Origin of the sequence: Bacteroides sp. MSSM.1001136sp1_RTP21357st2_D2_RTP21359_211015 (assembly GCF_040913205.1) — a bacterium.
Taxonomy (GTDB): domain Bacteria; phylum Bacteroidota; class Bacteroidia; order Bacteroidales; family Bacteroidaceae; genus Bacteroides; species Bacteroides ovatus.
Map to the genome: position 1 here is coordinate 65084 of NZ_JBDFVF010000017.1, position 22191 is coordinate 87274.

The 22191-nt window shown below is 43.1% G+C and carries 18 protein-coding genes; 15 read left to right on the plus strand and 3 right to left on the minus strand.

What is annotated here, in order from left to right; genetic code table 11:
• Positions 1-9 precede the first annotated feature (9 nt).
• The 9 genes from AB5217_RS12435 to AB5217_RS12475 all read left to right on the plus strand — a co-directional run bounded on the left by AB5217_RS12435 (position 10) and on the right by AB5217_RS12475 (position 14223).
• Complete coding sequence (locus AB5217_RS12435; protein ID WP_032845798.1) at positions 10-1380, plus strand: hypothetical protein; 1371 nt, start codon at positions 10-12, stop codon at positions 1378-1380.
• A 13-nt stretch (positions 1381-1393) separates the two neighbouring features.
• The gene (locus tag AB5217_RS12440; RefSeq protein WP_032845800.1) at positions 1394-4486 is read left to right on the plus strand and encodes a SusC/RagA family TonB-linked outer membrane protein; all 3093 of its coding nucleotides are present in this window, start codon (positions 1394-1396) and stop codon (positions 4484-4486) included.
• A 12-nt stretch (positions 4487-4498) separates the two neighbouring features.
• On the plus strand, positions 4499-6010 hold the full coding sequence (locus AB5217_RS12445) for a RagB/SusD family nutrient uptake outer membrane protein (RefSeq protein ID WP_368112620.1): 1512 nt from the start codon (positions 4499-4501) through the stop codon (positions 6008-6010).
• Between the two features lie 24 nt (positions 6011-6034).
• Positions 6035-6709 (plus strand): SGNH/GDSL hydrolase family protein, encoded by a 675-nt coding sequence (locus AB5217_RS12450; protein WP_050486495.1) that lies wholly within the window; start codon positions 6035-6037, stop codon positions 6707-6709.
• A gap of 26 nt (positions 6710-6735) precedes the next feature.
• Complete coding sequence (locus AB5217_RS12455) at positions 6736-9084, plus strand: beta-galactosidase (RefSeq protein ID WP_032845804.1); 2349 nt, start codon at positions 6736-6738, stop codon at positions 9082-9084.
• 147 nt (positions 9085-9231) lie between these two features.
• Positions 9232-10770, plus strand: coding sequence for a polysaccharide deacetylase family protein (locus tag AB5217_RS12460; RefSeq protein ID WP_032845806.1), 1539 nt, complete (start codon positions 9232-9234; stop codon positions 10768-10770).
• A 31-nt stretch (positions 10771-10801) separates the two neighbouring features.
• A complete protein-coding gene (locus tag AB5217_RS12465) occupies positions 10802-13303 on the plus strand; it encodes a hypothetical protein (RefSeq protein WP_211480833.1) in 2502 nt (833 codons plus the stop codon).
• A 230-nt stretch (positions 13304-13533) separates the two neighbouring features.
• The gene (gene trxA, locus AB5217_RS12470; RefSeq protein ID WP_004306576.1) at positions 13534-13848 is read left to right on the plus strand and encodes a thioredoxin; all 315 of its coding nucleotides are present in this window, start codon (positions 13534-13536) and stop codon (positions 13846-13848) included.
• Positions 13849-13887: 39 nt separating this feature from the next.
• Positions 13888-14223, plus strand: a complete 336-nt coding sequence (locus AB5217_RS12475) for a hypothetical protein (RefSeq protein WP_004306577.1) — start codon at positions 13888-13890, stop codon at positions 14221-14223.
• 213 nt (positions 14224-14436) lie between these two features.
• On the opposite strand, the gene AB5217_RS12480 is transcribed toward AB5217_RS12475, so the two are convergent.
• The gene (locus AB5217_RS12480) at positions 14437-15162 is read right to left on the minus strand and encodes an RDD family protein (RefSeq protein ID WP_004323479.1); all 726 of its coding nucleotides are present in this window, start codon (positions 15160-15162) and stop codon (positions 14437-14439) included.
• 101 nt (positions 15163-15263) lie between these two features.
• On the opposite strand from AB5217_RS12480, the gene AB5217_RS12485 reads away from it, so the two are divergent.
• From AB5217_RS12485 to AB5217_RS12510, 6 genes are all read left to right on the plus strand, one after another.
• Positions 15264-16226 (plus strand): stage II sporulation protein M, encoded by a 963-nt coding sequence (locus AB5217_RS12485; RefSeq protein WP_004306579.1) that lies wholly within the window; start codon positions 15264-15266, stop codon positions 16224-16226.
• On the plus strand, positions 16207-17145 hold the full coding sequence (locus tag AB5217_RS12490; protein ID WP_004323478.1) for a hypothetical protein: 939 nt from the start codon (positions 16207-16209) through the stop codon (positions 17143-17145). The genes AB5217_RS12485 and AB5217_RS12490 overlap by 20 nt, the downstream gene beginning before the upstream one ends.
• Positions 17146-17161: 16 nt before the next feature.
• Positions 17162-17779, plus strand: a complete 618-nt coding sequence (locus AB5217_RS12495) for a DUF4129 domain-containing protein (protein WP_004323477.1) — start codon at positions 17162-17164, stop codon at positions 17777-17779.
• A complete protein-coding gene (locus tag AB5217_RS12500; RefSeq protein WP_004323476.1) occupies positions 17776-19047 on the plus strand; it encodes a DUF4350 domain-containing protein in 1272 nt (423 codons plus the stop codon). Before AB5217_RS12495 ends, AB5217_RS12500 begins: the two co-directional genes overlap by 4 nt.
• Positions 19048-19058: 11 nt before the next feature.
• Complete coding sequence (locus tag AB5217_RS12505; RefSeq protein ID WP_015531362.1) at positions 19059-20033, plus strand: AAA family ATPase; 975 nt, start codon at positions 19059-19061, stop codon at positions 20031-20033.
• A 174-nt stretch (positions 20034-20207) separates the two neighbouring features.
• Positions 20208-21518, plus strand: coding sequence for a DUF58 domain-containing protein (locus AB5217_RS12510; protein ID WP_004323474.1), 1311 nt, complete (start codon positions 20208-20210; stop codon positions 21516-21518).
• Here the strand turns inward: AB5217_RS12510 and AB5217_RS12515 are convergent.
• Entirely contained in the window at positions 21513-21890 is a 378-nt protein-coding gene (locus tag AB5217_RS12515) for a DUF86 domain-containing protein (protein ID WP_004299262.1), read from the minus strand. The genes AB5217_RS12510 and AB5217_RS12515 overlap by 6 nt on opposite strands.
• On the minus strand, positions 21874-22167 hold the full coding sequence (locus AB5217_RS12520; protein ID WP_004299263.1) for a nucleotidyltransferase family protein: 294 nt from the start codon (positions 22165-22167) through the stop codon (positions 21874-21876). The genes AB5217_RS12515 and AB5217_RS12520 overlap by 17 nt, the downstream gene beginning before the upstream one ends.
• Between the last annotated feature and the right edge of the window lie 24 nt (positions 22168-22191).

A 22191-nucleotide genomic window follows, 5' to 3' on the forward strand; every position in this document is an offset into this window, starting at 1 on the left:
GAAGATACCATGAAGAATATTTTAAGTAGATTCGGAAAAATCAGTTTGTTGCTGGCACTTATGTATTTTGTTGTCGGTTGCGATGATGATAAGGAAGATGTGGCTCCCGGTCTTTATGTAATGAGTGATGAGATAGAGACGTTTCCCGGTGACACCGTTTTGGTATCAGGAACCGCATCTAATTATGTAGGATTGGAAAGCGTCACATTAAGTTGTGAACAATGGGGGATTCATAAAGTATATGAACAGGGCGGGCAGAAGCCTAAAGTCTTTAATTATGATTATCAACTCATTGTACCGAAAAACGCTAGTTTTGAAGAATATTTATTGATTACTATCCGTGACGTAGACGGTCGGGAAAGCAAGAAAAATGTGCTGCTGACTTATGTCGCTGATATGGAGAGTCCGATTATGCAAACCCAACTTCCGTCGCGGATAGCAGTAGATTTCGATGCAGCCGCAAATAAAGGAAGTTGGAGTCTGAATGTGAAGTTCACCGATGATCGCGAGTTGAAAGATATTCGTCTTCAAATCCCCAGTATGCAAATAGATGAGACGGTAAAAGTAACCGGGCGTAATGGAGAATTGAAACGTACTATTGATTTTACTACGGGAGAATTTCCTGTCACTTTGACTATAACGGATGCCGGAGGCAATGAAACTGTTGTCATTACTACGGTTGTTGTTATGTTGGCAGAGAAGGAAGAACCATTTGAAGATTACCCTGTAATGTGGGTGGTTAATGCTTCGGAGAAAGCTGACGACTACCTTGACGGCTACTATGCACCGATGACCCGCAAAGGAGAATACCAATATGAAGGAAAAATTTATGCTGACAAGGCGAACTTCCAAATCTATTTTACGGCTGAGAAAACGATGGACGGTGACCTTTTCGGTGTAAGTCCTTACGTTAATTCAAAACTGATGAATAATAATGGTTATGTGGTACCTGTTACGGTGGCTGAGTCAGGCTATTATGGTGTTTGGATTGATTTGCAGGCACATACTTATAGCATGTGGAAACTGGAACCTTCAGCGACAACCTATACAGGATCGCTCACCGTGTCCGGCTGTGGCTTCAGTGATTTTGCCGATTGGGGTACGCCTGCTACAGAGATGGCGCGCAATGGATATCGTTATACCTCTACCTTGCACCAAATCGGCAGTTATTCAAGTACGCGCCAATACTATGCAGCCCGTGTGTCCGACTGGGGATATGTTCTCCGCTATTGGGGCGATGCGACCGGATGCGGCTGGTGGGAAGATACTACAAGCGCAGGTGGCAGTGTGGCAAGCTATGCAAGCGACTATGACGGTGCAGTGCAAATCACCTTCGATACAGCTATTCTTTGGGCTACAATCAAGAAAGTAACAGAATAAAAAGAGAACAACTATGAAAACAATATATTCAATATGTGCGAGGACAGGATTCTTTTTTACCTTCCTGTTGTTGGCTACTTCACTGATGGCACAAAATATCCAAGTGAAGGGACTGGTGAAAGACCCGGCTGGTGAAGCTATTATTGGTGCGAGTGTAGTCGTGAAAGGTACTACCAATGGCTCCATTACCGATTTGGACGGTAAGTTCAGCCTGTCTGACGTACCCTCGGGAGCAACGATTACCGTTTCGTATATCGGTTACATTTCTCAAGAGAAGAAAGCGTCCGCTACACCGATGGAGTTTATACTGAAAGAAGACACTAAAACATTGGATGAGATTGTAGTAGTCGGCTATGGTACGACTAAAAAGAGCAGTATCTCCGGTGCGGTGGCTTCCGTAAAAGCCGATGAATTGCCAACGGCTGCATCAGCTTCAGTAGGTTCCATGTTGCGTGGACGTTCGTCAGGAATGAATATCACACAAAACAGTGCCAATCCGGGCGGTTCGATGAATATCTCTATTCGTGGTGGGCTTTCGGGACAAAGTCCGTTGATTGTAATTGACGGTGTGCCGCAGTTGTCAACAAAAACAGTGACAGCAGGAACAGCATATAGTGGTGGCGAGAAAGACAATGCTCTGATTAATCTCAATCCTAATGATATCGAGACAATTGATATTCTGAAAGATGCTTCCGCGGCGGCTATTTACGGTTCGGATGCTTCGGGCGGTGTGATTCTGATTACTACCAAACGAGGAAAAACAGGTAAGCCCGACATCTCTTATTCCGGTTCGGTTGCTTTCCAGTATATTAAGGATGCGCCGGATTTCCTGAATGCGCGTGATTTTATGATTGAACAGAATAAAGTGTTTGATGAACTGGGACGTGGGGATGAAAAGAAATATACTGATGGGCAGATTGCTAATTTCGTAGGCGACGGAACAGACTGGATGGATGAAGTAACCCGTGTAGGCGTCGTTAATGAACATAATCTTTCGGTTTCTGCCGGTACGGACGCCACTAAATACTTGTTCTCATTGAGTTATTATGACCACCAGGGAATTGCCAAAAATAATTCGATGAACCGTATTACCGGACGTTTGAATGTTGACCAGACTATCAACCGTATGTTGAAAGCCGGTATTAATTCCACTTTCTCACAGATAAAGTATCACGATGTACCGTTGGGTGATGCCCGAAATGATAATTCAGCGTTGATATACTCGGCTATGACATTTATTCCTACCGTACCGGTGCGTGATGAAGAGGGTAAATATTCCGTAAATCCGATTCGTGATGTCTACCCGAATCCGGTTTCGTTATTGGATATTACCGACCAGACAGTGAGCCGCGACCTTTTTGTCAGTGGTTATCTGGAATTCCGACCAATCAAAGATTTGCTGATAAAAGCTACTGTCGGTTTCGATATGAAAGATGTGCAGGCCGACCAATACATTCCCACCACGACCAAAAAGGGATATAGTGTGGACGGTCAGGCTTCCAAGCAAAATGCGAAATCGCAAATGAACCTGTTCAATGTGATTGCCAATTACACGAAAGTGTTCAATGAAATACATGACGTGAACCTGATGGCTGGTTTTGAATATAAGAAGTCGTCTTGGGAAGGGATGGGTATCGTCGCTTCACAATTCCCATACGACGGCTCTTTGATGAACAATATCGGGACAAGTGAGCAGGAAAAACCGACTATCAGCTCATATAAGGGAGCTAGTGAAATGGCTTCATTCCTTGCACGTTTGAATTATTCGCTGGCATCCAAATATATCTTGACTGTGAATCTCCGCGTAGACGGTTCGTCCAACTTCTCAAAGGAGCATCAATGGGGCGCTTTCCCGGGAGTATCGGCAGCCTGGCGTATGAATGAAGAAAACTGGCTGAAGAATATCGGTTGGTTGAGCAACCTGAAACTCCGCGCAGGTGTGGGGCAAACCGGTAATGCGGGCAACCTCACCGGTATCAATACCTATTATAAAGTTTCACAAGGCGCATTTGCACCTAACGGAAGCTTGGTAAACGGTATGGCTATCTCCAAACTGGGCAATGATAAATTGAAATGGGAGACACTGACCGACTATAACTTCGGTATTGATTTCGGTTTCTTCAACAACCGTTTGTCCGGGTCTGTCGACCTCTACCAACGTCTGCGTAAGGATGTCATTCTGGAGAAAAATTTGATGTCCTATCAGGAAGTGAAGACGATAGATTACAATTCGGCGACAGTTTACCGTGCCCGTGGTATAGATATCGGTATCCACAGTGTAAATTTCGACAATAAGAACTTTGGCTGGACTACTGACATCAATTTCTCCTATTACCGCAATCACACAACGAAACGTGATCCGGACTTCATTCCTGCTGTCTATCAGGACTATGTGGAAAGATGGGACAACATCTACGGATACAGGACGAATGGCCTGATTCAGATGGATCGGATTTACAACCATCTCCAGAAATCTGGTGCCGGAGCTATTCTGTATCAGGATTTGAACGGTTACCAACTGGATGAGAAGGGCGAAAAGATGCGGGATAGTGAAGGACGTTATATCCGGACAACGGGAGGGGATGGCGTGCTTGATGAAGCCGACATGGTGGTATTGGCAAATAGTACTCCGATTCCTTTCAGTATCAACAATACTTTCCGCTGGAAAAACTGGGATGCCAACATTTACCTGTACGGTTCTCTGAACGGATGGAAGGTGAACGACATCAAGTTGCAGTCCATTTATGGAATTGAAGACATTACGTATGGCGTCAATGTCTTGGATGAGGTAAAGAACCGCTGGTCGCCTGCCAATCCTATGGGTACATTACCGGGTGTGGCGGAGGCTTCTTCGGGCGTTGACCCCAAGAAGAGTGACTTTTTCCTCGAAAAGGCTTGGTATCTGCGTTTGGATAATGTGTCAATCGGTTATACTTTCCCTGCCCAATGGTTCAAGAATAAGATTCGTTCAGTCAGACTGTATGCCGCAGGGCGCAATCTGGCCGTATTTACTCCATATAAGGGAATGGATCCTGAAACCGGAAACGGTATCGGAGCTTATCCGAATCAGTCTTCATTTGCTATTGGTCTGGATGTGAAATTCTAATATATACTGGGTATGAAAACAATGAAATATATAGCAACAGCCTTGATGCTGTTATCGATGACTTCCTGTGAACTGGAACGTTTGGACTATACCGAAATCTCTCCGGAAAACTTCTTTAAGACGGAGACTGACTTGAAACTGGCGGTAAATTCGCTCTACTATGATTTTAACCCCGGTGATTTCAAAGCTGTTTATTCAGCGGATTATATGGGATATCAAGTAATAGGTGATATGACGACTGATGTGCTTTGGTGTTGCTGGGCGTGGGAGTCAGATGAACTTTATTTCCAACAGTGGTATGCTACTGTGGGAGGCAGTATTCAGAATCATGCTTACTCAAATTTCGAGCGTTATAATTTTCTTTCGAAAGCACGTAATACCATTCGTCGTATTGAAAACTCTCCGGTGAGTGAAGACGCAAAAGCGCTTTATTCGGGTGAAGCGAAGGCTTTGCGCGGATGGATGGGGCTTTACCTTTATGATATGTTCGGTCCTGTGCCGGTGGCTTCGGATGAGGTGTTGGACGACCCGCAGACTTTTGTCTATCTTCCCCGTCTGACGGAAGAAGAATATGACGCAATGATGGAAGCGGACTTGCGGGATGCAATTCGTGATTTACCCGAAGTGGCGGAGGCACGCGGACGTATGACGAAAGGGGCGGCACGTATGATTCTGTTGAAATATTACATGATAAAAGGCTACTTCGATAAAGCGGAAATTTTAGCCCGTGAATTGTTGGAGATGGAAGGACGTGTGTACAGCCTGCAACCTGATTATAACTATATCTTCTCCAAAGAGGGAATAGGCAACAATGAGGTGATTCTGCAACTGGCTTGCAATAATACTGCCAGTTGGTACTCCAACTACATGACTGCCGAAGTGCTTCCCGCCGATTATCCTTGGGCTGAAAAGGCTACCGGTTGGGGTGGCTATGTAATGCCTTGGGATTTTTATGGCACATTTGAAGAAGGAGACTTGCGTCTGAAGAACGTAGTTACTGCTTATACGAATAAAAATGGAGAAAAGATAGACCGCTCAAATAGCAGTCAGTTGGCAAAGGGTGCGCTACCCTTGAAATACGGTATGGATCCGGATATGAAAGACGGACAAAGCGGCATTGACGTGGTTATCTATCGCTACGCTGATGTGCTGTTGACACTTGCCGAGTGTATCAACCGTAATGAGGGCAGTCCTACAACGGAAGCCATTGGTTTGGTAAACCGTGTACGCAAGCGTGCCGGATTGTCGGAACTGGATGACGCTCAAACAGCTTCCGGTGAAGCCTTCAATGAAACCATCCTTCTGGAACGCGGTCATGAGTGCTATCTCGAAGGGCTTCGCCGTCAAGATTTGATTCGCTTTGGAAAGTATGTGGAATATGCCAATAACCGCATTGATGCCATTAATAAATCCGAAGGACGCGGCTACTTCAATGTACACGAAGGACACAACCGTTTCTGGATTCCGCAGAGTTTCATTGATGAGTCCAAAGGGGCTATCAAGCAAAATGATTATGATAGATAGTAAATAGTAGTAAGTAGATAAACCATGAAATATATATTCTTATATATCCTTGCCTGCCTGTTTACGGTAAATGCGGTAGCGCAAAGTATCAAACCGACTGTTGCGGTCTTGGGCGATTCATATTCTACCTTTGAAAAGTATATTCCGGACACCAATAAAACATATTACACAACTACCGATTGGTCTAAGACAGGGGTAGTGAATGTGAAACAGACGTGGTGGTGGCAGGTCATCAAGAAAGCCGGTTTCAAGTTGGGAGCAAACGACTCCTATAGCGGGGCTACTGTATCCTATTCGGGATATAATGACGAGGACTATGCCGACCGTTCATTTATTACAAGGGTTCCCCGTTTGGGGAATCCTGATATCATCCTCATCTTCGGTGGAATCAATGACAATTGGGCAAACACTCCTATCGGTGAGTACAAATATGGAGATTTCAAGCGTGCCGATCTGTATACCTATCGTCCTGCATTGGCTAAATTGATAGAGTTGGCTCAAGAGCATTATCCCAATGTGACGCTTTACTTTATCATCAGTGATGACTTGAAAACGGAGATTGTGGAATCGACCAAGGTTGTTTGCGAACATTACGGAATAAAATACGTACAACTGCAAGGAATCGAGAAAGAAAGCGGGCATCCTACTGTAAAAGGAATGGAAACAATTGCGAATCAAGTATTGACTCTGATTAAATAAGAATTACATCATTAAAAACACATATTATGAAGAAGAAAATTTATGCAGCTTTAGCGTTTGCTCTATATGCAACCACTTTTCATGCACAGCAGATTTATGAGCTTTCCGCTCCGGCGAAAGAGAAGACTATATATACGGGACACCTCAAGATGGGGGGCAGTAACCCGTCGGGTGGAAATATTTCCGTAAACAGCTATTATATGTCTATCGACGGAAAGCCTGTGATACCTGTTATGGGAGAGTTCCACTTTACCCGTTATCCCCGTGCACAGTGGGAACAGGAGATTGTAAAGATGAAAGCCGGTGGGGTGAATGTATTGCCAACCTATATTTTCTGGGGATTACATGAGGAAGAGGAAGGCAAGTTCTGCTGGAGCGGCAATAAAGACTTACGCCATTTTATAGAACTTTGCAAGAAACATGACATGCCGGTCATCGTACGTATCGGCCCTTTCTGTCACGGTGAAATACGTAACGGCTCCATACCCGACTGGCTTTTCGCCCGTCCGGTGGATGTACGCAGCAATCAGCCTCTATACCTCTCTTATGTAAAAAGACTTTATGGAGAGATAGGCCGGCAACTGCAAGGATTGTATTATAAGGATGGCGGTCCGATCATCGGTTGCCAGTTGGAAAATGAGATGCAGCATTCTGCATCTCCTTGGGGAGTGAATTATCCCGGTGAACCGTTGGATTTTACTGTGGCAAGTTATGACATTGACTATGCTATGATTGGCGTAAGTGTAATGGATAAGAAAGTCACTACGGCCGAACTTGGGGAGGAACACATGCGTACCCTTAAAAGAATGGCACAGGAAGAAGGTATTATCACTCCGTTCTATACAGCCACCGGCTGGGGAAACGCAGCTGTTATTGACAATGAAGCAATTCCTGTGACATCCGCCTACACCTATCCTTTTTGGGAAGAACCGAGAATGTCGCCTTTCTGTATGTTCAAAGATATACACCGTGTGCCTGATTATGCTCCGGTGCGTTATGATGCGGAACGATTCCCCTCGTTCTGTGCGGAAATGGGTGCAGGAATACAGATGATTTATCGACGCAGACCTATCGTTACGGCACGTGCAGCACAGGCGTTGATGATTCGTACGCTCGGTAGCGGAAGCAACGGCATCGGATATTATATGTATCACGGAGGAAGCACTCCACTACGTCAGGATAATATAGGAAGTTATCAGGACGAACCGATGGGGATGCCCAAAATCTCCTATGATTTCCAGGCTCCTCTTGGCGAATTCGGACTGGAACATCCGTCTTATCGTTACCTGCGCACCATCCATTCGTTTCTTGCCGATTTCGGCAGTAATCTTGCTCTCATGGAAACCGTATTACCGGAAGGTTGGGAAAAGATGACACCCGAAAATCGTGATGATCTGCGTTATGCTGCCCGGATGAAAGATGACAGCGGATTCATTTTCATGATAAACTTTCAGGACCATGATACATTGCGGCATGATATGGACGGTCTGCAACTGCAATTGAATCTTCGGAATGAAACACTGTGCATACCTGAACAGGGAACTTTTACATTGCCGAAAGATGAAAGCATGATTCTGCCATTCAACTTGATGCTCGGAAGTGCCAGACTCCGTTATGCTACAGCACAACCTCTGATGAAAATCAATGATAACGGTATCGACCATTATATTTTCTTCGCCCCGGAAGGTATGAAACCGGAGTATTGTTTTGATGCCCGCACCGTCAAAGGTAAGGCTAAATACGCCGTCACAAGCGGTCTGAAAAGTACTATTACTGTCACACCCCGCAACGGTAAGAAAATAAAAATTACGACACTGAATCATGAACAGGCACTCAATGCCATCAAGGTGGATGGGCAACTATTGATAACGACAGCTACCGTATTACCGACGGCAGAAGGTATCACCCTGCAACAACTTGGAAATAACGCCTTTGATTATATCTTGTACCCTTCGGCAAAAGGATGGCAATCACAAACAGTGCAGGTTCAGCCTGTCAGCCCCGAATGTCGTGTAGAGAAGATAACCACTCGTCGTATTACCGTAGCTTTCAGTGATACCGTTCATACCCCGCAAGTGAATGAATACTTCATGAAGATAGATTACACGGGTGATGTGGCAATGGCCTTCCTCGGTGGAAAAATGGTACAGGATGAATTCTGGCATGCCCAACCATGGATGATTGGTCTTAACCGCCATAAAGAGATGATGAACAAAGAAGCTATGTCGTTCTACTTCCGTCCTTTACGTTCGGATGCTACCTGTCTGCAAGATTTGCCCCAGTCTGCTATTCCTGATTTTAAGGGAAATAACCAAGTGCTTGAAATTAAGAACGTGGAGATTATTCCTCAATATCAAGTGGAGATAAATAAATAGTTCACGTGAATCAGTAGTTGAATGTAAATCGAAACCGAACTTTCAACTACTGATTCGTATCTAATCATGAAAATCAAAAAAATGTGCAGCGATATGCCAGATTGTAGAACGGAGTACTTGGTAACAAGAAATAAGCAGTTTTTCTGCATGACAATCTTTTTTCTTTTTTTGTCTCTTTCTGTCAAATCACAAACAGTAAGTGTTGCTGATTTTTTGGGTGATCGTCAAGCCGCAGTGAGCCTTACTTTTGACGATGGTATCCAAGAGCATTATACTTTAGTAGCTCCCCATTTGAATCGGTATGCACTTCGGGGCACGTTCGGGATAAATGGCAAATTTATGGGGGATATTGATGACCATTTTGCCCCTCGACTCACTTGGGAAGAATGTAGGCGCATGGTGGCTGACGGTCACGAGATATGTAACCATTCTTGGAGTCATCCAAACTTGACAGCTATAGACAGGCGTACTCTTTTAGTGGAAATTAGAAAGAATGATTCCATTATTAAGGCCGAGACGGGAGTAAAACCCACAAGCATTCTTTACCCTTTCAATGCAACGACACCTCAGGTGAGAGCTGTATGCGAGGAAGGAAAAGTAGGGGCACGCCTTGAACAGTTCGGACTCGGACAACGGAATTCAGGTTGTACTGCGGCATCAATAGATACTTGGTTACGTCAACTTATTAATGACAGGCGGTGGGGTGTGACCATGACTCACGGGATTTATACAGCATGGGACCAGTGGGATGAACCGTGGGTTCTATGGAATTTCTTCCGTGAACTTGCTTTCAAGAAAGACTCGGTATGGGTTGATACTTTCTCGAACATACAAGCTTATGTGAAAGAACGGAATGCCGTCACTCTGACAACCCGTTGGTGTAATAATACCCTTATAATTACTCCCGCCTTGAGTCTTGACAGCAAAATATTCCGTATGCCACTTACCTTGAAGATTGCCGGAATGGAAAAGAATCGATGCATGAAAGCTGTTCAGGACGGCAAAAACCTTCAAGTATCATATCGGGGGGATTATCTTACTATTGACATCAATCCTTATGGATCACCGGTTGCAGTGAGTTATATGAAGGAAAAAACGCTTGAAGGAAAAACGATGTGTGTTATTGGAGATAGTTATGTGTATAACCATGGTTGTCCGGTTTCAGAGACTTGGCATTATAAACTGGCAACGAAGCATGGCATGAAGTATCAGAATCTCGGACAAAACGGCAACAGTATCGCATTCGAGCGTGAAAGTATATATGGCGCACCATTATATAAGCGATATAGTATTATTCCGGAAAACGCTGACTATATACTCATCATTGCCGGTCATAATGATGCATATTTGGTAAACGGAGATATTGACCGGCAAAAAGTGTTGCGCCAACGTTTGGATGAACTGCTGAAAGGGTTGAAAAGGAAGTATTCCGGTGCCAAAATTGGTTGGGTCACTCCCTGGAATGTAGCGTATGAAGGATTTCCGGCGACAATAAACATCATAGAGGAAATGTGCCGTAAAAATGACGTCAAAGTTTTAAATGCCGCATATACTAGTGGTATCAATCCTAATGACCTGGTTTTCCGGTCACGCTATTTTCAAGGGAAAGATGACAATGCTCATCTTAATAACGCTGGTCATAATCTGTTAATGCATTGGGGAGAACAATTTGTAATGGGTTTGTAGCCCTGAAATTAGTATCATAATCATAAATATCATGAGGAAAAGCTTATTTACATTATTAATAACTCTTCTCGGCACAATGGGATATTGTGCCGAGAAGGTCTATATGGACAAACAAGGCGTGATACGTTGGACGGAAAACCGTAAGGAAGTAGCTTTGTTCGGTGCCAATTATTGCCTGCCTTCTGCTTGCGATTTTCGTGCAGCAGATTATGTGGGCGGCGATCGAAAGCAAATGATTGTGGAAGACCTGGAACATTTTAAGCGAATGAACTGGGACGGATTACGTCTCTGCTTTTGGGGAGACTATCAGAATACGGATCGTGAGGGAAATTTGCTGGAGAATGAACATTTGCATCTGTTGGACTATCTGATTGCCGAAGCGGATAAACGGGATATTTATATGTTGCTTAGCCCTATCGTGACCTATAATTCACAATGGCCGGAAATGAGTGATACAACAAATACCGGTCTGGCCAAATGTTATCCTAAAAATACACTTATACACGACGAGGAAGCTATTCGTGCACAGGAAAATTACATGAAGCAACTGCTCAATCATCGTAATCCTTACACTGGTCGCTGCTTGAAGGATGAGCCGAACATATTGTTTGTCGAGCTAATCAACGAACCTACCCAATTTCCGGAAGACATTCCAGGTATGGTGCGTTATATCAACCGGATGTGCAAGGCAATCCGGAGTATCGGTTGTAAGAAGTTGACTTTCTATAATGTCAGCCAAGACTTCCGTGTGGCTCCTGCTATTCGGAAATCGGATATACAAGGTTCTACTCATGCTTGGTATCCGAGTGCGTTGAATAACAATTATTCCATTGAAGGAAACGGCTTGTTGTTCGTAGACCGTTACGAGCAGATGCTTCATCCTGATTTACGCGGAAAAGCAAAAATCGTTTATGAATTTGACGCAACGGATATGGCTTCCGGTTTTATGTTCCCGGCTATGGCGCGTGAGTTCCGTAGGGGCGGTATCCAGTTTGCTGCCATCTTTTCTTATGATATGCTGCGTACAGCCCCGATGAATTTAGGTTGGCAGACTCATTTTTTCAATATGGTCTTTACTCCTTCAAAGGCAGTAAGCAGTATGATTGCCGCTGAAGTGATGCGTCGTATCCCGCGTGGCAAACACTTCGGGTATTATCCGGATAACAGAACTTTCGACGATTTCCGGGTGAGTTACGATGAACAGTTGAGTGAATTGAACTCCGGAGATATGTTCTATTATTCAAATACTACGTTTACCCGTCCCAAAAATCTGGCAGCATTGAAGCATATTGCTGGGGTTGGTTCTTCTCCGGTAGTCCGTTATTCGGGAACAGGTATTTATTTTCTTGACAAACAGGATGATAATACTTGGCAACTGGAAATCTACCCTGATATAATGGATATAGATGATCCTTATAAAATACTGAATAAACACAGAGTGTCAAGAAAATCAGCGTACAATGAACGGAACATTCAAATACAGCTTCCCGGTCTGGAAACTGAAATGGTTGTATTGCCCGGAAAATATCTGCTATCAGATGGAAAGATAGTTAGCAGGGAAGAACTTCCTGCCAAAGATTTCTATCAGACTCCGATGAAAGAGTGGAAAATAGCCAATCATACATGGCCGGAGTTTACTGCTGATAAAGAGGTGACATTCCGGTGTGAGGTGTTCGGCCCCAAACGTCCTCAACAGGTAGATGTTTATCTGATGCTGAAACCTTGGGGATGCAAGCGCATACCGATGACGGCGGAAGACGGCTTCTTCTATACGGCGAAAGCCGATATAAGCTGGCTTGCTAAGGGGGATTATGAGTATCATTTCGGCATAGATACGGGAGATGATACAATCTTGTTTCCGGAAAAGACGTATTGCACTCCCGAACGGTGGGACTATTATGAACAAGCTACTTACGCCATGCGTCTGATAAACGAAACAACTCCTTTGTCTCTTTTAGGACCACAGGACAATTGGAAGCATATCCGTCGTACACGCACGTTCAGGAGCCCCGAATCACAATTCAGCTCGGTAGTATCAGGACCGGAATTGCTGCCTGCCTTTCAGCTTTCTGTTCCTGATTTGGAGAAAAAGGAAGATTATATAGCTCCTTGTGATGTGACTTTTTCCCATTATATAGGTGATCGGATAACTTGTCGGAGTAAAAGTAAGACGGCTCCTGCATATATTCGTATTCGCGCTTATGGATTGAACAATACTAATAAAGCCATTTGCAATTTTGTAGATAAAGAGGGAAGAGGATATGGTGCTGCGTTTAATTTGAAAGCTGACGCATCGGATATCCTGATTCCGGTATCCGACCTTGTACCGACTAAGGCGGCTATGTTACCGCAGGATTGGCCGGGAGTGAATCCTTATTGGTATCCGGCTTCTGCACAAGAGAATAATGGTATTGCGTTGGATTGGAAGATTATCGACTTTGTTCAAGTTTCACTTCGAGAGGAATTGTACAATATCGGAAATCAGAAGAATAAGGGAGTTGTTGTAGAAAGGATTGATTTATTATTTCAGTGATAGTTGACTGATATCTGAATGATATGCTTGTCATTGCTTCATATTTACCATAATAGTTAATTATTTAAGGTTCATTTTTAGGGGCGAAATTAGACTTTTCCAGTAAATGGATGATTCTCAATGATTATTATAAAACTTCCAATTAAAGTCTATCACAATAGGATAAATTGATTATATTTGTGGCGAGAATAAGCTAACGAAATAACATTTAATAATTAATACTTAAAAAAATGGCTTTAGAAATTACAGACAGCAACTATAAAGAGGTTCTTGCAGAAGGAAAACCGGTTGTTGTAGATTTTTGGGCTCCTTGGTGTGGCCCTTGTAAGATGGTGGCTCCTATCATTGAAGAATTGGCTGCGGAGTTTGAAGGACAAGTAATCATCGGTAAGTGCGATGTAGACGAAAATGGTGATATGGCTGCTGAATATGGTATCCGTAATATTCCTACTGTATTGTTTTTCAAGAACGGTGAAATAGTAGACAAACAGGTAGGTGCAGTTGGCAAACCGGTATTCGCAGAAAAGGTGAAGAAGCTTTTATAGTCGATAATACTTAATACTTATCACTTAATACTTAAAAAAATGGGACTGGAAGACGATTTTTTATTAGCAGATGCCGATGACGAAAAGACCATCGAGTTTATCAAAAACTATCTGCCTCAAGAACTGAAAGAGAAGTTCTCGGACGATGAATTGTATTATTTTCTCGATTTAATCGACGAGTATTACTCTGAAAGTGGCATTCTCGACGCTCAACCCGATGAAGACGGCTATGTCAACATCGATTTGGAAGAGGTTGTGGCTTACATTGTAAAAGAAGCCAAAAAGGATGAAATAGGGGAATACGATCCTGAAGAAGTCCTCTTTGTGGTTCAGGGAGAAATGGAATACGGAAACTCTCTGGGACAGGTGGACTAAACGACGTCCGGTCTCATTGCAGATAAAATTAAGATAAGGGGTGTGCTCTGTGAGTATACCCCTTTTTTGTGCGGTGCTTTTTCTCAAACATTCTTATGCCTATGAGAAAAAGTTCTCACTACAATGAGAAAAAATACTCATTGCGATGAGAATTAATTATCACTACGGTGAGAATAATCCCTTGCCTGAATAGTCTGAAACAGCGTATTCTGGTTATATTTCTTCCAACGCATAATACTGATAATCGCGAAGTATCGTCTGAAGAAATTTCTCCTGATTACCCTCACGGGGAGTAACGGAAAGTAATTCCTGTACTTTTTTGGCAAGTGCCGTGATACGTCTTGCCCGGTCTTTTTCGCTGGATTCCAAAGTCCGGGTAATTACATTCACTTGTTCGAGAGATAAATCAGCCGACTGGGGATATACCGGATGATAATTTTGGGTCAGATAGTCGAATTCATCCAGGCTGACATGTATCTTACGATAGTTTTTCTCTTTAATCACCATAGTACCGGCAGCTAGATCCCCTAATCGTTGATTGTTCTTATTCAATAAAACGACCAGAAGTCCAAGGCCACTTGTGATGGGACCATCAATTGGGAAAAGAAGCCATCGTAACAGATAAGAGCCGATGCTTGGAGTAGAACCGTCTACTTTTACGACACGGATATTGATGAGTTTTTTGCCAAAGCTCTGTCCGTGATTGAACATCTCGCAAAGAAAAGAATAACCGAGAATCGGTAAATAAACGACGCATAGAAAAAAGAACAAACTGAATCCTGACGGTAAATTTAATTTGGACAAGAGCGTAATAGTGGACAAAATGTAAAGCCCGATCAGAAAATAATCAATGATTAAAGCCATCAATCGTTCGCCGATACTGGCGGGCGTTTGACTGATACGAACGAATTGTCCGGTTATTATCGTAGATTCTGCCATTTCAGGTTAAACATTTTTAGGATTCCGTTGCAAATATATCATAATTCTCTTATTTTTGCTTCCGGTTTCGGACAAAACTTATCCGAAATCTATTGAAAAGCATGAAAGAAGTAACGTTTATTCGTCGGAACATTGAAAAATGGAAGGAGACAGAGAAAGTTGTGGAGCGGGCGGCAAGTCTGTCCCCCGACCAACTAGCCGATGCGTATACGGACTTGACAGCTGACTTGGCATTTGCCCAAACACATTTCCCAACTTCCCGTATTACTATTTATCTGAATAATCTGGCTTCAGCGTTGCACAACGAAATCTACCGCAATAAACGCGAGAAGTGGACACGGATTATTACCTTCTGGACACAGGAAGTGCCACGAACCATGCACGATGCACGGCGCGAATTACTGACCTCCTTTTTGATTTTTGTTGCCAGCGCATTAATCGGTGTATTATCAGCAGCGAATGACCCAGATTTTGTCCGGCTGATATTGGGAAACGGTTATGTGGATATGACACTCGACAATATTGCCAATGGGGAGCCGATGGCCGTATATAATGGTTCTTCCGAAGTACCGATGTTCTTGGGCATTACACTTAATAACGTGATGGTCTCTTTCAACTGCTTTGCAATGGGATTGCTGACTAGTTTTGGAACAGGGTATATGCTTCTCTCCAATGGTATCATGGTAGGAGCTTTTCAAACATTCTTTTATCAACACGATTTGTTGTGGGAATCCAGTCTTGCCATCTGGTTGCACGGAACGCTTGAAATCTGGGCGATTATCGTAGCCGGCGCCGCCGGATTGGCTTTGGGCAACGGCTGGCTGTTTCCCGGCACTTATTCCCGACTGGAATCTTTTAGGAGAGGAGCGAAGCGAGGCTTGAAAATAGTGATCGGCACTGTTCCGGTGTTCATTATGGCAGGCTTTATAGAAGGTTTTCTTACCCGGCACACAGAGCTTCCTGATGTGTTGAGGCTTGGCGTGATATTCACTTCTCTGGCATTTATTATATTCTACTATATTTATTTACCAAATAGAAAAAAACATGGAATCACAGAAACCTAAGATTGCGATGTATGTGAAACGTCCTTTCGGTGAGAAGTTGAACGCTTCTTTTGATTTTATAAAAGAGAATTGGAAACAATTGTTTAAGTATTCAACTTATCTGATACTCCCTATATGCTTAATTCAAGCTGCAAACTTTAGCGGTTTAATGGGAAGTATGACAGATATTACTGCTATGCAGGCGTCCGGAGGAATAAGTGATAATCCTTTAGCTGCTCTGGGACCTTCATTTGCACTGAATTATGCAGGAGTTATCTTTTTTTCATGTTTGGGGGCTTTGTTGATGACTTCCTTGATTTATGCGATGGTACGATTGTATAATGAACGGGAAGAACGCCTGAACGGGATTGTATTCGGCGATATAAAATCGTTGTTGCTCCGTAATATTAAAAGACTGTTTTTGATGGGGATCGCCTGCAGCTTTTTATTCATCTTTGCGGTGGTCTTTATTGTCTTATTGGCTGTATTGACACCTTTCACACTCATTCTGACCATCCCGCTTTTATTCGCCTTTATGGTTCCTTTGGCATTAATGGCTCCCATCTACTTATTTGAAGACATTTCGTTGGGTGAGGCATTTGCAAAAACATTCCGGTTGGGATTTGCTACCTGGGGAGGCGTCTTTCTAATTTTAATTGTGATGGGGATTATTGCCAGTGTGTTACAAGGTATCGTTTCTATACCCTGGTATGTGATCTATATTGTAAAAATGATCTTTACGATGAGTGACGGAGGTGCAACCTCTTCATCAGTCGGACTGAACTTTGCGCAATATTTGTTCTCTATCCTGATGTTGTATGGTTCTTACTTATCGGCTATATTCGGTATCGTCGGTCTGGTTTATCAGTATGGTCATGCATCGGAAGTGGTGGACAGCATAACGGTAGAAAGTGATATTGACAATTTTGATAAACTCTAAACCAAACCTCCACTAGATGAATCTCACTTCCCCGGCTGATACACTAGTCTGTGATACGGCGCAGATTGCCCTCTGGCAGTCTGAACCGGCATACAACTATAACCGTGAACTGATTACTCCGGAAATGAATGTCTTTGAGTGGATCAGTCGGCAGTTTGGGGAGTTGTTGCGTAAAATATTCGGCAGTCATTTTGCTGAAGAGTATTCAGGGCTTATCCTGGTATGTATTGCCATTCTTCTTTTGTTGCTGATTGTTTGGTTTGTCTATCGGAAACGCCCGGAATTGTTTATGGTCTCGCATAAAAATGCGTTGCCTTATACAGTTGAAGAAGACACCATTTACGGAGTAGATTTTCCGGGAGGGATTGCGGAAGCGCTTTCCCGTCAGAATTACCGGGAAGCAGTACGTTTGCTCTATCTGCAAACTTTGAAACAACTTAGTGACGCTGAACGTATTGACTGGCAACTTTATAAAACGCCTACCCAGTATATCAATGAAGTCCGGCTACCGGCTTTCAGGCAACTGACCAATCATTTCCTGCGGGTACGTTATGGCAACTTTGAGGCGACGGAAGAACTCTTCCGCACAATGCAGACCTTGCAGGAAGAAATAGGGAAAGGAGGCGTCTCATGAAAGGAAGTCGCTGGTTCATTGTCTTTATTGTCGCTTTTCTATTCATCATGTTTGCAATAGAATATCATTTGCCGAAGAATTTTGTGTGGAAGCCCACTTTCGGACATCATGACGAGCAACCTTTCGGATGTGCAGTATTCGATAGCGTATTGTCTTCTTCTTTGCCACAGGGCTACACTTTTTCGAGGAAAAGTCTTTATCAATTGGAGCAGGAAGATACGACGCAACGCAGAGGTATATTGGTTATCTCTGATAATTTGCGATTGTCGGACGTTGATGTAAACGCTCTGTTGAAAATGGCGGAACGCGGAGATAAGATTATGTTGGTGAGTACCTTGTTCGGCAGATATTTGGAAGATACCTTGCAGTGCAGGTCTTACTATTCTTACTTCAGTCCGATGGCTTTGAAGAAATATGCAACTTCATTTATGAAAAAGGATAGCTTGCATTGGATAGGAGATTCGACGGTTTATCCCCGTCAGACTTTCTATTTTTATCCCCAGTTGTGCTCCTCTTATTTTTGGGGAGATTCACTTCCGGAAAGGGTGTTGGCACAAAGAGTTTTTGAGTCGAATGAGTTCCGGTATGAAACCGAGGCGGACTCGTTGACAACGGATAGTCTTGTTTATATGCCTGTAGCGATGTCCCGTCGGTGGGGGAAAGGAGAAGTTATTTTAGTTTCCACTCCTTTGATTTTTACCAATTACGGAATGTTGGACGGCAAAAATGCAACCTATATCTTCCGTTTGTTGTCGCAGATGGGGAAGCTTCCCATCGTTCGCACGGAGGGGTACATGAAAGAAACTGCACAGGTGCAGCAATCACCTTTCCGTTATCTGTTGGCACATCAGCCGCTTCGTTGGGCTTTGTATCTGACGATGATTACCATCATACTCTTTATGATATTCACAGCGAAGAGGCGGCAACGGGTGATCCCTGTTATTCACGAGCCGGCGAATAAATCTCTTGAATTTACCGAACTGATAGGCACGCTTTACTTTCAGAAGAAAGACCATGCGGATTTAGTTCGCAAGAAGTTTTCCTATTTGGCCGAAGAACTTCGGAGAGAGATTCAGGTGGATATTGAAGAAGTGGCCGACGATGAACGCTCTTTTCACCGGATTGCCCGGAAAACCGGAATGGATGCCGGAGAGATTGCTAAATTTATCCGCGAAGTCAGACCCGTGATTTACGGAGGACGTGTTATTGATGCGGAGCAGATGAAGGTATATATCGATAAAATGAATGAAATAATCAATCATATCTAAAGAAGAAATTTATGGAAGAGAATACAGAACAGCGAGTAGATTTAACTCTCTTTTCCGAGAAGATACAAGAGTTGAAAGACCGGATTGCTTCCGTCATAGTTGGGCAGGAGCAGACAGTCGATTTGGTACTGACAGCGATTTTGGCTAATGGACACGTATTGATAGAAGGTGTTCCGGGAGTTGCGAAGACACTGTTGGCCCGTTTGACAGCTCGTCTGATTGATGCAGACTTCAGTCGTGTCCAGTTCACTCCGGACTTAATGCCGAGTGACGTATTAGGTACGACTGTGTTTAATATGAAAACCAATGGTTTTGATTTTCATCAGGGACCGATTTTTGCAGATATTGTATTGGTCGATGAAATCAACCGTGCTCCTGCCAAGACACAGGCTGCCTTGTTTGAGGTAATGGAAGAGCGCCAGATCAGTATTGATGGAACGACTCACCGGATGGGAGATCTTTATACGATTTTGGCTACCCAGAATCCGGTAGAGCAGGAGGGAACATACAAACTTCCCGAAGCACAGCTCGACCGTTTTCTGATGAAGATAACGATGGATTATCCTTCATTGGAAGAGGAAGTGAATATCTTGGAACGTCATCATACCAATGCCGCATTGGTGAAGTTGGACGACATCGTTCCCGCTATTACCAAAGAAGAACTGCTGTCGCTTCGTGCTTTTATGAATCAGGTATTTGTAGACCGCACGTTACTTCAATATATCGCATTGATTGTACAGCAGACCCGTACCAGCAAAGCTGTATATTTGGGAGCTTCTCCACGTGCATCTGTAGCCATGCTGCAATCGTCGAAAGCGTATGCTCTTTTGCAGGGACGTGATTTTGTGACACCGGAAGATATCAAGTTTGTAGCTCCTTATGTACTTCAGCACCGTCTGATCCTGACTGCCGAAGCTGAAATGGAAGGCTATTCTCCAGTGAAAGTGACGCAACGCTTAATTGATAAAGTGGAAGTACCAAAATGAAAAGATTTATGATTTATGAATTCTGATTTATGATTTGGGCTGCGCGTTGGATGTCTGACTCTATTCATAACATAAATCGAAGAAATCATAAATCGTAAATTATAAACTGTACGTAAATTGTAAGTTGAAGAAATCGTAAACCCAAGAAATTATAAATCATAAATCATAAATCATTTGTTTCTAACTCGTCGTTTCCATATTGCCCTTGTCGTAGTTATCCTGTTGTTGGGTAGCGGATATGTTTTTGCTCCGTTCTTTGTTATCGGGCAGTGGGCACTCTTTGTCTTGCTTTTGGTGGTACTGGCAGACGTATATTCTCTTTATCGTATTCGTGGAATCCATGCTTTCCGCCAGTGTGCCGACCGTTTCTCTAATGGCGACGAAAATGAAGTAAGTATTCGGGTAGAAAGTAGTTATCCGCATCCTGTATCTTTAGAAATCATAGATGAGATCCCTTTTATCTTTCAGAAACGTGATGTCGACTTTCAGGTGAAGCTTGGAGCAAACGAGGGAAAAACAGTTACCTATCGTCTTCGACCTACTCATCGTGGTGTTTACTCTTTCGGTCATATTAGAGTTTTTGTGACCGGAAAAATCGGCTTTATATCCCGGCGCTATACTTGTGCAGAACCTTTGGATATCAAAGTGTACCCGTCATATCTGATGCTCCATCAATATGAATTGTTGGCAATAAGTGATAATCTGACAGAACTGGGAATAAAACGTATTCGCCGGGTTGGGCATCATACGGAGTTTGAGCAGATTAAAGAGTATGTAAAGGGGGATGATTACCGTACGATTAACTGGAAAGCAAGTGCCCGTCGGCATGAACTTATGGTGAATGTGTATCAGGACGAACGCTCACAGCAGATTTATAATGTGATCGATAAAGGTAGAGTGATGCAGCAAGCTTTCTGTGGAATGACCTTGCTGGATTATGCAATTAATGCTTCGCTGGTGCTTTCGTATGTTGCCATGCGGAAAGAAGATAAAGCCGGATTAGTGACTTTCGATGAACACTTCGATACTTTTGTGCCTGCTTCCAAGCAATCGGGATATATGCAGACATTGCTGGAAAGTCTTTATAGCCAGCAGACCACTTTTGGGGAGACAGACTTCTCGGCTCTTTGCGTTCATTTGAACAAACATGTCAGTAAACGTAGCCTGCTGGTACTATATACTAACTTCTCGAGCATAGGAGGAATGAACCGTCAATTATCTTACCTGAAACAACTAAACCGCCAGCACCGTTTGCTCGTAGTCTTTTTTGAAGATGTCGATTTGAAGGAATATATCGCCCAACCGGCAAAAGATACGGAAGGGTATTATCGGCACGTGATTGCAGAAAAGTTCGCTTACGAGAAGCGGCTGATTGTATCTACTTTGAAACAACATGGCATCTATTCTTTATTAACTACACCGGAGAATCTTTCAATTGATGTGATTAATAAGTATCTGGAGATGAAGTCACGACAACTACTATGATAAGTCTTTTATAATTTGTTCAACTGTCTCTTTTAAAGGAGGAAGATGTTTTTGTATGACTACCCAGATAATCTCGTAGTCAATGTTAGCATATTCATGAGAAATGATATTTCTTAATCCAATAACCTTTGCCCATGGAATTTGGGGATAATCTTTAAGAAAGTTCTTTTGTGTTTTGTCGTCAACAGCCTTAATCGTTTCTCCTATTACTTGGATTCGCATGATGCATGCGTCTAAGATGGTCATTCCCCAAGGTGATAACAAAAAATCATCTACGTTCTGAATGTTCTTACACCTTTCTTCAATGATAGATATTGATTCTGATATTTGGAGAAACTTGTCTTGGATTTCTTCTTTAAGCGTATATTCCATCTCTTGCTATTCTTTGGGAAATAAGTGAACGGAGGTTTTTACGCAAACGAAGGAGGTCTATTTTGCAGTTACATATACGTTCCAGTTCTTCTTTAATATCAAACATAATAAAAGGGTCCGGATCCTTTAGTTCAACAAAAACATCCAAATCACTCTCTTCATGTTGCTCTCCACGGGCAACAGAACCAAAAATACCAATAGAAATAATTCCATATTTCTCGGCAAACTGTTGTTTGAATTGGCGAATTTTTGTAAGATATTCATTGGTTGTTTTCACTTTTCTATCCTCCTTTCATACAAA

Coding starts and splice junctions, on each gene's coding strand:
- AB5217_RS12435 (WP_032845798.1), top strand. CDS start 10: ATGAAGAATATTTTAAGTAGATTCGGAAAAATCAGTTTGTTGCTGGCA.
- AB5217_RS12440 (WP_032845800.1), top strand. CDS start 1,394: ATGAAAACAATATATTCAATATGTGCGAGGACAGGATTCTTTTTTACC.
- AB5217_RS12445 (WP_368112620.1), top strand. CDS start 4,499: ATGAAAACAATGAAATATATAGCAACAGCCTTGATGCTGTTATCGATG.
- AB5217_RS12450 (WP_050486495.1), top strand. CDS start 6,035: ATGAAATATATATTCTTATATATCCTTGCCTGCCTGTTTACGGTAAAT.
- AB5217_RS12455 (WP_032845804.1), top strand. CDS start 6,736: ATGAAGAAGAAAATTTATGCAGCTTTAGCGTTTGCTCTATATGCAACC.
- AB5217_RS12460 (WP_032845806.1), top strand. CDS start 9,232: ATGACAATCTTTTTTCTTTTTTTGTCTCTTTCTGTCAAATCACAAACA.
- AB5217_RS12465 (WP_211480833.1), top strand. CDS start 10,802: ATGAGGAAAAGCTTATTTACATTATTAATAACTCTTCTCGGCACAATG.
- trxA (WP_004306576.1), top strand. CDS start 13,534: ATGGCTTTAGAAATTACAGACAGCAACTATAAAGAGGTTCTTGCAGAA.
- AB5217_RS12475 (WP_004306577.1), top strand. CDS start 13,888: ATGGGACTGGAAGACGATTTTTTATTAGCAGATGCCGATGACGAAAAG.
- AB5217_RS12480 (WP_004323479.1), bottom strand. CDS start 15,162: ATGGCAGAATCTACGATAATAACCGGACAATTCGTTCGTATCAGTCAA.
- AB5217_RS12485 (WP_004306579.1), top strand. CDS start 15,264: ATGAAAGAAGTAACGTTTATTCGTCGGAACATTGAAAAATGGAAGGAG.
- AB5217_RS12490 (WP_004323478.1), top strand. CDS start 16,207: ATGGAATCACAGAAACCTAAGATTGCGATGTATGTGAAACGTCCTTTC.
- AB5217_RS12495 (WP_004323477.1), top strand. CDS start 17,162: ATGAATCTCACTTCCCCGGCTGATACACTAGTCTGTGATACGGCGCAG.
- AB5217_RS12500 (WP_004323476.1), top strand. CDS start 17,776: ATGAAAGGAAGTCGCTGGTTCATTGTCTTTATTGTCGCTTTTCTATTC.
- AB5217_RS12505 (WP_015531362.1), top strand. CDS start 19,059: ATGGAAGAGAATACAGAACAGCGAGTAGATTTAACTCTCTTTTCCGAG.
- AB5217_RS12515 (WP_004299262.1), bottom strand. CDS start 21,890: ATGGAATATACGCTTAAAGAAGAAATCCAAGACAAGTTTCTCCAAATA.